Below are 11,902 nucleotides of genomic sequence, written 5' to 3'. Positions count from 1 at the left end.
GATTATTACAAAGGAGTTCATGGCTATGAATACAGGATAAATGATGTGAAAAAGTAGACTGGGGACAGGGGAAGAAGATCCCCATACCCCAGCTTACTTTGGTACGTATGAACGGAGATGCACGAACTTAAAGGACGCCGTCAGGCGTTTTTCTTATGGTGACGAGGGGCAGCGGTCTGCATGATCTGACACTGCATTTGAAGACGTGACAATCTTGCCGCTTGGCGCGCATTGTTCAGCTTTGCCCGGGGGTGGAGTAAGTGGAGGGACGGTTGGAGACGATAATGTGATAAACTGTGTCGGGATGCTGTTGAGGTGTATACAGGTTGCATTCAACGGGATGTCCATTGGATTTTGTCCAATGTTATGTTCGTTGTAATCCACTCTTACGCTTCTTCATTGGAAAAGGTCCAACAGAAACGCTGCAAATGGGGCCAAAAATTGATAAAAGGGGAGAATCCGCTGGATGTTTTCCAATGGAGAGCCGTTTTGATCGGAAAATGTCCGGTTTCTGTTGGATATGTTACAGTGGCAGAATAAGAGGAGCGTGCGCATGAGCCGATCGCGATCTGCCTAATCCGTTACGAGCAAAAAAAAAGCCGCTCCATTCAAGAGCGGCCTCGCGATTAATTTTGCAACCAGCTTTCGTCCCAAATAATATATCCCGTCGATTTTCCGCCGGCCGGACCGGTGAAAGTAACATATAGTTCCGTTGTTCCCGCCGGCAAGACCAATTCATTGCTGACTACTTTGCCGTCTTCGACTTTGCCCGTTGCGAGAGATTGCTTCTCTTTGTCTTCGATTACATACGTTCCCGTTCCGCCGCTTTCGGAAGCTTTAAACCCGACGAGCACGCCCATTTGCTTGGTCCCTTTTTTCACTTTGAAGGCGACCCCTTGCCCTGCGCTGTTCACACCGCTAACGGTGAAGGCGGTTTGATATTGCGTTTCTCCAAACAATAAATCTTCCTTATTTCTTGTAATTCCGTTGGCAGTATAACCCCATTTCAAATGGGAAACGTTGTTTTCATTGAAGGGAGTTCTTTCCCCTTGGCCTGTTTGTTCCTGCCCTTGTTCTTGCGATACGGTAGAGATGGAGATTTGCTGCGTCGCGCCGTCAAATCCGATCTCAGCGCCCGTCGCTTCCGCTACCGCTCTTAACGGAACGTAAGTCGTTCCCTGGTAGCTGATCGGCACCGCTTTCTTTCCGTTCGCATCCGTCGGCGTCCACTTCTCACCGTTCAGCAAAAAAGAAATGCCGTGATTCAAGTTCGCCTGAATGCGCTCCAATGTCGACGCGGCCGATGCTCCGGCGGAAAACGCCAGCAGCAAAGCTCCCGTTGCAGCGATGAGGGTAATAGACTTTCTTTTCTTCAAACCTATCAATCCTTTCTGCATAAATATGTATGTGAAAATCCATCATAACGTACTTTTAATAAATGGGCAACGATTTGGGTAAACTCTTCCAAATTGAAATGATCCTGGTTTTATTTGTCTATAGTAGATAATAGGAGGGAACGTTTGGTACAATAGGTTTGTTTTTATTGAAGCGATTCGATTGATGAGTTTGATGCGATAGATGGGTTCCGCGTGCAGGCGCGCGGTTGCGAGGGAAGGTTGCGTCCGGTGCTTGTGGAGTCGTTTACGGAAAAATAATGCAAGTTAAGGAGTTGCGGAACATGGGCGAGAGGGCCTTACAACGGGAAGATATCGAGCTGCTGGCGCCGGCCGGCGATTGGGATTGCATGCGGGCGGCGGTCGCTAATGGAGCGGATGCGATCTTTTTCGGCGTGGAAAAGTTTAATGCGCGGGCGCGGGCGAACAATTTTACGATGGACGAGCTGCCCGAGATTATGTCGTTTTTGCATAGCTACGGTGTAAAAGGGTTTTTGACGTTTAATATTTTGGTGTTCGAGGAGGAATTGCCGGACGCGAAGGTGTTGATCGACGCCTGCATCGACGCGGGGGTGGACGCCGTGATCGTGCAGGATTTAGGTCTTGTGAAAATGATTCGCGAAATTTCCCCCGATTTCCCGATTCACGGGTCGACGCAGATGACGATTACGTCGCCGGAAGCGGTGGAATTTACGAAAGCGTTCGACTTGGAACGCGTCGTGCTCGGCCGGGAAAACAATCTCAAGCAAATCAAGACGATCGGAGAGCAAGCGAAGCTGCCGATGGAGGTGTTCGTGCACGGGGCGCTGTGCGTATCGTATTCGGGCCAATGCCTGACGTCGGAAATGTGGGGCGGCCGCTCGGCCAACCGCGGCGAATGCGCGCAGGCGTGCCGGCTGCCGTACGATTTAATGGTGGACGGGCAGCAGAAACCGATGGGCGATGTGGCGTATTTGCTGTCGCCGAAAGATTTGGCGGCGGTTGAACTGGTGCCGGAGCTGATCGAGGCGGGAGTGACGTCGTTCAAAATCGAGGGCCGGTTGAAAAGCCCGGAATATGTGGCGAACGTCGTGAGCAAGTATCGGAAGGCGATCGATAAATATTTTGCGGGCGATTTGTCGGCGCCGTCGCGCGAGGAAATGCGGGAGCTGGAGCAAAGCTTCTCGCGCGGATTCACGTACGGATTCCTGAAAGGGACGAACAATAAGCAATTGGTGGAAGGCACGTTCCCGAAAAGCCGGGGCGTCTATCTCGGACGGGTGGAGCAAGTGCTGCGCGACGGGGTCGTATGCAGGCTGGAGGCTCCTTTGAAGCGGGGCGACGGCATTGTGTTCGATGCGGGCGATCCGACGAAGAAGGAAGAAGGAGGCCGCGTCTACGACGTGCGCCGCAAAGGCGTGAAGGTGGAAGGCGAGGCGCAGGAAGGCTGGATCGTAGACATCGTGCCGGGCCGCAACGACGTGAAGCTGCAGCGGGTGCATGTCGGCGACCGCATCTGGAAAACGAGCGATCCGGCGCTCGATAAGCGGCTGCGGCAAACGTACGAGACGGAAGCGCCGTACCGCGTCTTCCCGGTGCATGTGCGCGTCGAAGGCCGCGCGGGCGAGCCGCTGCGGACGTGGTGGACGGACGTGCGGAAGGGCGTGACGGTGCAAGCGGAGTCGGAGCTGCCGCTCGAGGCGGCGTTGAAACGGCCGATGGATGCGGCGCTGCTGGAGGAACAATTCGGCCGCTTGGGCGGCACATTGTTCCAGTTGGAACGGCTCGACGTGCAGCTGCACGGAGACGTGATCGTGCCGATGCGCGAGCTGAACGCGCTCCGCCGCCGCGCGGTGGAGCTGCTCGGAGGCGAGCGCGCGTTGCCGCCCGTGTACGTGAAACGGGCGGTGGATGTGTACGCCGATGCGAAGCCGGCGCACGGGGACGCGGCGCGGCCGGCGGCGGCCGCCGCCGGGCAGCCGCGGCTGGCCGCGCTGTGCCGCACGCTTGAGCAGGTGCGTGCGGCGGCGGAAACCGAAATCGGCATGATCTATGCCGATTTCGAGTTCATCAAGCAGTTTCCGGCTGCGCTGGAAACTGCGCGCGCAGCGGGCAAGGCGATTGCGCTTGCCACGCCGCGCATTCATATGCCGAACGAGAACGGCTACCATAAGAACATCCTGAGATTGCAGCCTGATGCCGTGCTCGTTCGCAATACGGGCGCATTGTATTACTACATGCGCGCCCGGGCCGAATGGGAAGCGGGCGGCAACGCCGCGCCCTTCCCGCAACTGATCGGCGATTTCTCGCTCAATGCGGCGAATCACAAGACGGTCGATCTATTTCTGAATACCGGCCTGGAACGGGTCACCCCGTCTTATGACTTGAACATCCAGCAAATGATCGACCTGCTGCGCCGCAGCGACACGGAGAGGCTCGAAATCGTCATTCATCAGCATTTGCCGATGTTCCATACGGAGCATTGCGTATACTGCACGTTCCTAAGCGAAGGAACGGATTACACCAACTGCGGCCGCCCGTGCGAGGAGCATCGCGTCTCCTTGCAGGACCGGATCGGCATGTCGCATCCGGTCCGCGTCGACGAGGGCTGCCGCAACACCGTCTACAACGCGATCGAGCAATCCGGCGCCGAGTACTTGCGCCATTTCCTCGATCTGGGCGTCTCCTCGTACCGCGTCGAGTTTCTCGAAGAAACGCCGGATAAGGTGCACGAGGTCATCGACCTCTATACCCGGGCGCTCCGCGGCGAGATCAGCGGCACTCAAGTATGGCGGACGCTGAAAGCGACGAACCAACTCGGTGTGACGCGCGGGCAGTTGGTGAAATAAAGAGCGTTTGAAGGGCATGCATGCAAGCTCTGGTTCTGCATGACAATTGGAGTTGTATGTGCAGCGACGACGGACAATGCCGGCTGTCGCTGCGCAATTGCTTAACATAGTACACGGGAGTTCCCAATTAACGACCCGAAATTCGCCGTTTTTGGGGCGTTCCTCTATTTTCCCCGGTCAAAAGGAACGGATGTACCTTATTTACGAATTTCGGTTCGCAAATAAGGTATGTTCGTTCCATTTTATTGCGAAATGGCAGTGTGTTGGGACTAAGCAAGGTCATTCAGTGCTCTATTAAGGTATATCCGTTCCTAATCCGCGAATATGCCGTGGCCGTGGCGCTCGAGAAAAACCAGGCAAAGGCCGTTCCATACTTGGCTAGTGTTTCTTTTCCCAAGCTCTATGCTGTATAATAGGTAAAGTTGAATGAATAAGAAACTGGAGGCGACCCTGTGAGAATTCGGAAAGCGATCATCCCTGCGGCGGGATTGGGAACGAGATTTTTGCCGGCGACCAAGGCGATGCCGAAAGAAATGCTGCCGATCGTCGACAAGCCCACGATCCAATACATCGTGGAGGAGGCCGTAGCCTCGGGAATCGAGGATATCATTATCGTTACCGGGAAAGGGAAAAGAGCGATCGAAGACCATTTCGACAACTCCTTCGAACTGGAGTATACATTGCTTGAAAAAGGGAAGATGGATCTGCTGAACGAGGTGCAGAAATCGTCCAAAATGGCCGACATCCATTACATCCGGCAAAAAGAACCCAAAGGTCTCGGGCACGCGGTTTGGTGTGCGCGCAAATTTATCGGCAATGAACCGTTTGCCGTGCTGCTCGGCGACGATATCGTGCAAGCCGGCGTTCCTTGTTTGAAGCAAATGATAGATATATACGAACGATACGAGTCTTCCGTTGTCGGCGTACAACCTGTCCCGCATGAGGAAGTATCTCGTTATGGAATTGTCGACGCCGAACCGATCGAGGAACGGCTGTACCGGGCGAATGTCCTGGTAGAGAAGCCGGACCCGAGCCGGGCGCCGTCGAATTTGGCTATTATGGGCAGATACATATTAACGCCGGCAATTTTTAATATATTAGACGAGCAAGAAGTAGGCACGGGCGGGGAAATTCAATTAACCGACGCGATCGCCCGCTTGAACGACCAGGAGCGCGTGCTCGCGTACGATTTCTACGGACGCCGCTACGATGTAGGGGAGAAGCTCGGCTTCATCAAGACGACGATCGAATATGCCATGCAGCGGGGAGAACTGAAAGACGAGTTGCTGGCCTTTATGGAAAATATCGTGCGCGAACAGCGTGCATGATCCGAACATAACGAAACCGCCGGAGGGAACCCCGGCGGTTTTGCAGCTTTGAAGCGAATCGACGGACACTGCGTCCGTTATTTGCCGTATTTTCCTCGTTTCGCAAGGAATGGCGGACACAGGATCGTTTATTTGGGGAAATTTCATCATACCGCTGCGCGGCTGACGACCCAAGGAGCGGGCTAATGAAACGTAAACACGCTAATAGCCTGTAAATCACCTCGTTGCTCGTGTAACGAAACTGAAACACGCTAATGAGGGGAAAAAGGCGATAAAAGCGCCGATTTCCAACGAATACCGATACGTACTTTCGTTAGATTGGGAACGTCCTCATTTTGAGCCCAATAAGGATGGCCAGTTTCGTTAGCGCAAATAAGGAGCGCCGCGCGGATCGCCTCCGAAATGCAGAGGCACCCCTTTCTATATGTGCAATAAAGCCAGTTACTTCAACGGTGGCGGATTATGAAGTTGACTCTTGTTGCAGGAATTCGTATTCGCCACGGTCAGTTGCCGGCCAATCACTTCATTATGAGATCGAATCCGTAAGCCTTTTGATGCAATGCCAGTGGTATGAAAGCCCGTTTTTAGCAAAATAACGGACGCGCGGTCCGCGGCCCACCGCAATTGACGGATTCTCCGATCAAAGTCCCATCGCAGCGCTCATTCCAACTGTCCGTCGCACGCCCATTCCCGCTATCCTCGCATCCCCAATCCAATCGGTATGATATACACGATCTACAATATCCCGATCGGTCAGGCCCCCCAAAGCTTAACAAGCCACCGCTAGTGACAAAGCGTATCAATGCCGTTATAAGCGAGAAGAATGCTTAGCAGCTCGGCGTTTTGCCGGAACTTGGCATAATTGGTTTCGGCGAGTTCCAGAGACGCGCTCAGCCGAGAGGAGCCGATCTCGGCATCGTCCATATATTGCAGGTAGGATTGATGCAATTGTTCCAATATATATTGCGCCGCCGACAATTCCTCCGGAGCGGAAGTCAATGCCGCCATCAAAGAAGCGACGTAGGTCCTCCCCTTTTCCAAGTCGGCTGGAGCTAACTCACCCCGGGCCTTAAGATCGTCAAAGGATATGACTTGATTATGCATTTCATTGACGGCGTATACCATCTGCTTATAATATAGCTGCTCGGGCGATACCGAGCCGGACAGTTGCAGGATAGGGTACCCTTTCCAATAGCCGTATCCTAAACCGCCGACCCACAGCAAGAGGAAGGCCAACCCGAATATTAAACGTTTCATGGCGATAGGTACCGGTTTCGAGATCGCGGTTTCCATTCGAATTCCCTCTTTCGATCCTCACTAAATATGAATTATCATACTACACATACCGCATAATGTCTATTTATTTACTCGGAATTGTGTTATGCTCATACCAAAACGAAACAAAGGAAGCGAGTTTTACTATGATCGTGGTTTTGATACTGAGCGCATTATATATCTGTTTGGCGTTAGCCGTATCTTTGACCGTCGCGCGATTCATCCCTTCCGGGCGTTTGCCGGACTTGCGAATTCCGCGGGGGCTGGAGCAATCGGTTGTCGGCGGGGTCATCGTTTTCGCTTGTTTTTCACTTTTCGATCTAACGGCGCAAGTTGCCGGACAGTTTGATCTATCGTATGTCAACGCTTTTATCCAGGTCCTCTACGGGACCATGCAAGGAAAAGGATGGCTTGGCCTTCTTGGGTGCGGCGCGATCTGGTACGGCGCGGATGCGTTCATGTCCCCTCGTACCCGCCATGTGACGATGCTCATCTCATCGCTCGGGTTCATTGTCTTCACGGCGGTCGCGAGCTACGCGCATTCGGCGAGTCTTACGTTTGTCGAAGCAGCCGTTCGATCTTTGCATTTGTTAGCCGTTTCCGTCTGGCTTGGCTTCTTGTTTCTCGCCGGGTGGTTTACGCGGGCACGATCCTCGTGGCGCTCTTTTCTGGATTGGTTCTTCCCGCTTGCAGCAGGATGTTTCATCGTCGTTGCGGCAACGGGAGCAGTGCTGGCGAACGCTTCATCGAACGATTGGCTTGCCGCTAAGACGCTCGATTACGGACAGGCGCTGCTGATCAAGCAATTGGTTGTCATGCCTTTGCTCGTATTCGCGTTGGTCGACGGGTTGGTGCTGCGCCGGAAAATAGCCGATATGCCGGACTTGGATCCGCGAGGATGGTTTAAAGCCGAAAGCGTAGTCGCGTTGGGTGCGTTTGCCGTTACAGCCGTGTTGAGCCGCCAAGTACTTCCGCTGGATGTGGGCCAAACGCTTCGCTACACTCCGCCGTCCCGCTGGTTTCTGCCGTGGTATGACGGCGTCGTGACCCCCGATATTCAACTGACATTGGCTTTCGATCCGCTTGTCGTCGTTTTGGCGGCTGCCTCCGTTTTATGTTTAGGCATGATCCCTTTTGGCTTCCGGAAACGGGCTCGTATCTCAATCAGTTTATGCGCCTCGCTGCTATTCGTCGTATTCGGCTATCTAGCCTTTATGTCCGCCATCAGGTAACCCCATTACAAAATGTGGTTGACCTTTGCTCGGTAATTTTATAAACTTAATTAATCATACTTGTTATATAGGAATTATAGGTATAGCTGGACTTGGGAGGGGTTTGTTTATGTTTTCAACAAGCAAAAAAGCGATCGCCGCCGTCATCTCTTTATTGTTGATCGCCAGTCTTGCGGCATGCGGCGGTTCCAATAACAACAACGCGCAAGGCGAAGGCGAGCAGCCGACACACAAACTGCGTTTAGGTTATTTGAGCGTCATGGATGACGCGCAAACGATTTTGGCTTATAAAGCGGAGATTTACAAAAAGCATGGGCTTGACGTGGATATGAAGCTTTTTTCGAGCGGTACGGATATGATTAAGGCCATTGTCGGAGGTCAATTGGATGCGGGCGTACTCGGCTTTACCAATGCGCTGTCCTGGATTTCCAAAGGCTCCGATCTGAAAATCGTCGGCGGCGCGCAAATGGGGTATCATAGCATGCTCGTTCACGGCGATAGCGGCATCGAGTCGTTGGATCAGTTGAAAGGGAAAAGCATCGCGTCCCAAAAACAAGGCAGCACCGCGGATGTCGTTTTAAACGGCGTTGTCTTGAAAGAGGCGGGGTTTAATAGACAAGATGCGCAAATGCAATACGTTTCTCCGGCTGTAGCGATTCAATCGTTGGCGGCAGGCAAAGTGGACAGTGCGTTCGTATTCGAGCCGTATAGTTCGATCGCGAAGTTAACGTACCCGGTGAAGGAAATTTATGAAATCGGCGAACAATGGCCTTTCCCTTGCATGGTCGTGATCGCTTCCGGCGATATCGTCAACAACAATCGCGACGCGGTAGACCGGATGTTGGACGCGCAGAAAGAGGCGATCGATATGCTCCAGAACGATCCGGCCAAAGCGGCGAGCTATATTACGAAGGAATTTATTCAAGAGGATGAGCTCAAAAAGTTGGATGGAACGACGATCCCGGCCGAGCAAGTGATTCAATCCGCGATCGAATCGCAAACGTTTAACTGGGCGATTACGGAGCAAGACATTGCCCGTATGCAGGAAATATCGGAAATGATGCTGGAGCAAGGAAGTCTGGAAGAGAAGCTGGACATTAAGGACGCGCTGGATCTTTCCTGGCAGGAACAAGTACAACCATAGATAGAGTTGGGATGAACGTCTTATGAAAAAATCACTCAGTAAAACTTGGAGTCAAGTATGGCCTTTTCTAATTGCCGTCATATCATTGCTGCTGCTGCTGCAGCTCGGGAATTTCCGGACGCCGATCGTCATTCCGTCGGTGCCTGAGGTGTTTGCCCGGCTTGGGCGCGAATTGGCGACGCCGGATTTCTGGAAGTCGTTGGGGTCAAGCTTGTATCGGCTTGGGATCGGGTTTCCGATCGCCTGCTTCCTTGGAGGGCTGTTCGGCTTGCTTGCGGGCTTGTCCCGCAGCTTTGCGGTATATTTGCGCAGCTTGATCGGGATTTTGCAGTCGATTCCTCCGATCACTTGGCTCCCGTTCTTAATTATTTTGTACGGATTCGGCAATGTCCCGATTATTGCGATTATTATCATTGCGAGCTTTTTTCCGATGGCGTTGTCCGTTATGAATGCCACGGAAGGCGTCAATCCGACGCATCTGGAAGTGGCCAAAGTATTAGGCGCGAAAAAGGGGCAATTGCTTAGAAAAGTATATTTGCCCGAAACGCTGCCCGCCTTCATTACCGGTGCGCAGGTCGCTTTCGGCAACGCTTGGCGTTCGTTGATCGCCGGGGAAATGGTAGGGAGCGCTGCCGTCGGATTGGGCTTCGCCATCAGTTTTTCCGGCGAGGTGGCGGATATGACCGGCGTTATTATGTATATTATCATTATTGGCGCCATCGCCACGTTCCTGGACCATTTTGTCCTGGAAATGTTGAAACGCAAGCTTCTCCATTGGCGATACATCAAGGGAGGAGGGGATCAGTAATGCAAAGACTCGAACTCCGCAATATCAGCAAAAATTTCGGATCGCTGCAGGTGTTAAGCGATATCGATATTACAATTGAACAAGGAGAGTTTGCGGCGATCGTTGGCCCCTCCGGCTGCGGCAAAAGTACGGCGCTGCGCATGTTTGCCGGACTGGAATTTCCGTCGCAAGGGGAAGCTCTCGCAGGCGGGAAGGCGATTCAAGGGCCTTCGCCGGAACGGATGTTTATTTTTCAGGAGCATGCCTTGTATCCGTGGTCGACGGTGGAAGACAATGTAGGCCTGGGACTCGAATTGGCCGGCGTCTCCAAAGCGGAGCGGATCGAACGGGTGAACGCTGTTTTGGATAAAGTGAACTTGGCGGGATTTAACAAGTATTATCCGGCGCAGCTGTCCGGCGGCATGAAGCAGCGGGCGGCGATTGCCAGAGCGTTGGTGATGGACCCGGATGTGCTTTTGTTGGATGAGCCGTACGGAGCGCTCGATGCGTTAACCCGGTTGACGATGCAAAATGAACTGCTGAACATCTGGGCCGGCTCGGGCAAAACGATGCTGCTCATTACGCATGATATCGACGAGGCGCTCTATTTGGCCGATAAAATATTTGTAATGAGCGCGAGGCCGGGACAAGTCGTAGAGACGATCCGGCTGGATCAACCGAGACCTCGAAACAGGAACAGCGAATATTTCGCGGCGAACCGGCAAAAAATTATGAGCCTGTTAGGGCTTGAAGCGTAACAAATACTAGATGGAAGTGACAAGCATGGCGAAAGTAGTATCTTCGGTAACGGAACTGATCGGCGACACGCCGATTGTGAGGCTGAACCGCGTCGCGGACGGCGCGGGCGCGTCGGTATATATGAAATTGGAATACTTCAATCCGGGCAAAAGCGTGAAAGACCGGGCGGCTTACAATATGATCGCCAGAGCGGAGGAAGAAGGCAGAATCGTGCCGGGCAAGTCCACGATCATCGAGCCTACCTCCGGCAATACGGGAATCGGGCTTGCCATGGTTTGCGCTGCGAAAGGGTATCCTTGCATCATTACGATGCCCGAGAATGCGACCAAAGAGCGCGTTCTGGTCATGAGAGCGTACGGAGCTAGAGTGCATCTAACTCCTTCCTCGAAAGGGATGAGAGGCGCGATCGAGAAGGCGCAGGAGCTTGCGGAGACGATCGAGGGAAGCTTTATTCCGATGCAATTCGAGAACCCGGCCAATTCCGACGCGCACCGCCATACGACGGCGACGGAAATATACGAGGCGTTCGAAGGGAAGCTGGACGCGCTGGTACTGACGGCCGGAACGGGCGGCACGGTGACCGGTACAGGCGAGGAACTGAAGCGGAGCATTCCGGGTTTGAGCATCTACGTCGTCGAGCCTGCCGGTTCTCCGGTACTCGCAGGCGGCGAGCCGGGACCGCATAAAATCCCGGGGACAGGCCCCGGCTTCGTGCCGAAAATTCTGAATCGAGCGGTGTACGACGAAATATTGCATATTCGGGACGACGATGCGCAGCATATGGCGCGACAGCTCGCAGCGCAGGAAGGCATCCTCGTCGGTGCTTCCTCGGCGGCGTCGGCCTTCTTCGCGGTGCAAATCGCCCGCAAGCTGCCTCCGGACAGCCGCGTGCTTTGTATCGCCCCGGATTACGGGGAGCGGTATTTGTCTTCGGATTTGTTTCGGGTTTGAAGGATGGGAGGGAGTACGATCCCAGACAAAGATACTCTATTAACGAATTCAAATTCGCGAATAGGGTATTTCTGTTCCATATGAACATGGATTAGCACTTGTATGCGGACTTGTAAGGTATATGTGTTCGCAAATAAGGCACTTTTGTTCCAAAATAATATCCCACCCAACTTCGCTTGTACGAGGCATGGGTGGGATTTTTTC

Annotated in this window: 9 protein-coding genes; 7 read left to right on the top strand and 2 right to left on the bottom strand. The window is 53.3% G+C overall.

The genetic code is table 11. The features are described 5' to 3' along the window. Positions 1-626: 626 nt before the first annotated feature. Positions 627-1,376 (bottom strand): stalk domain-containing protein, encoded by a 750-nt coding sequence (locus tag KQI79_RS20395; protein WP_253298288.1) that lies wholly within the window; start codon positions 1,374-1,376, stop codon positions 627-629. 302 nt (positions 1,377-1,678) lie between these two features. Here KQI79_RS20395 and KQI79_RS20390 point away from each other — a divergent pair, with 302 nt between their 5' ends. Together KQI79_RS20390 and galU are read left to right on the top strand one after the other, a co-directional pair. Then, complete coding sequence (locus KQI79_RS20390; protein WP_216540139.1) at positions 1,679-4,222, top strand: U32 family peptidase; 2,544 nt, start codon at positions 1,679-1,681, stop codon at positions 4,220-4,222. Positions 4,223-4,674: 452 nt separating this feature from the next. Continuing rightward, entirely contained in the window at positions 4,675-5,550 is an 876-nt protein-coding gene (gene galU, locus KQI79_RS20385) for a UTP--glucose-1-phosphate uridylyltransferase GalU (protein ID WP_216540138.1), read from the top strand. A 783-nt stretch (positions 5,551-6,333) separates the two neighbouring features. On the opposite strand, the gene KQI79_RS20380 is transcribed toward galU, so the two are convergent. Beyond that, positions 6,334-6,843 (bottom strand): hypothetical protein, encoded by a 510-nt coding sequence (locus tag KQI79_RS20380; protein ID WP_216540137.1) that lies wholly within the window; start codon positions 6,841-6,843, stop codon positions 6,334-6,336. 128 nt (positions 6,844-6,971) lie between these two features. On the opposite strand from KQI79_RS20380, the gene KQI79_RS20375 reads away from it, so the two are divergent. The 5 genes from KQI79_RS20375 to cysK all read left to right on the top strand — a co-directional run bounded on the left by KQI79_RS20375 (position 6,972) and on the right by cysK (position 11,698). Beyond that, entirely contained in the window at positions 6,972-8,057 is a 1,086-nt protein-coding gene (locus KQI79_RS20375) for a copper resistance D family protein (protein ID WP_216540136.1), read from the top strand. 109 nt (positions 8,058-8,166) lie between these two features. Beyond that, positions 8,167-9,201: an ABC transporter substrate-binding protein gene (locus KQI79_RS20370; RefSeq protein ID WP_216540135.1), complete on the top strand. Its 1,035-nt coding sequence runs from the start codon at positions 8,167-8,169 to the stop codon at positions 9,199-9,201. A 22-nt stretch (positions 9,202-9,223) separates the two neighbouring features. Beyond that, positions 9,224-10,009 carry an ABC transporter permease gene (locus KQI79_RS20365; RefSeq protein WP_216540134.1) on the top strand — a complete coding sequence of 262 codons (786 nt, stop codon included), beginning with the start codon at positions 9,224-9,226 and terminating at the stop codon, positions 10,007-10,009. Next, positions 10,009-10,746 (top strand): ABC transporter ATP-binding protein, encoded by a 738-nt coding sequence (locus KQI79_RS20360; RefSeq protein WP_216540133.1) that lies wholly within the window; start codon positions 10,009-10,011, stop codon positions 10,744-10,746. The genes KQI79_RS20365 and KQI79_RS20360 overlap by 1 nt, the downstream gene beginning before the upstream one ends. Before the next feature lie 25 nt (positions 10,747-10,771). After that, complete coding sequence (gene cysK, locus KQI79_RS20355) at positions 10,772-11,698, top strand: cysteine synthase A (protein ID WP_216540132.1); 927 nt, start codon at positions 10,772-10,774, stop codon at positions 11,696-11,698. Positions 11,699-11,902: the final 204 nt, after the last annotated feature.

Source organism: Paenibacillus sp. MSJ-34 (genome assembly GCF_018918005.1).
Classification (GTDB): Bacteria; Bacillota; Bacilli; order Paenibacillales; family Paenibacillaceae; genus MSJ-34.
This window is presented reverse-complemented; position numbering and strand designations above follow the sequence as displayed.

Excerpts from the sequence above, each read along its gene's own strand:
- KQI79_RS20390 (WP_216540139.1), top strand. The coding sequence starts at position 1,679 with ATGGGCGAGAGGGCCTTACAACGGGAAGATATCGAGCTGCTGGCGCCG.
- KQI79_RS20380 (WP_216540137.1), bottom strand. The coding sequence starts at position 6,843 with ATGGAAACCGCGATCTCGAAACCGGTACCTATCGCCATGAAACGTTTA.
- KQI79_RS20375 (WP_216540136.1), top strand. The coding sequence starts at position 6,972 with ATGATCGTGGTTTTGATACTGAGCGCATTATATATCTGTTTGGCGTTA.
- KQI79_RS20370 (WP_216540135.1), top strand. The coding sequence starts at position 8,167 with ATGTTTTCAACAAGCAAAAAAGCGATCGCCGCCGTCATCTCTTTATTG.
- KQI79_RS20365 (WP_216540134.1), top strand. The coding sequence starts at position 9,224 with ATGAAAAAATCACTCAGTAAAACTTGGAGTCAAGTATGGCCTTTTCTA.
- KQI79_RS20360 (WP_216540133.1), top strand. The coding sequence starts at position 10,009 with ATGCAAAGACTCGAACTCCGCAATATCAGCAAAAATTTCGGATCGCTG.
- cysK (WP_216540132.1), top strand. The coding sequence starts at position 10,772 with ATGGCGAAAGTAGTATCTTCGGTAACGGAACTGATCGGCGACACGCCG.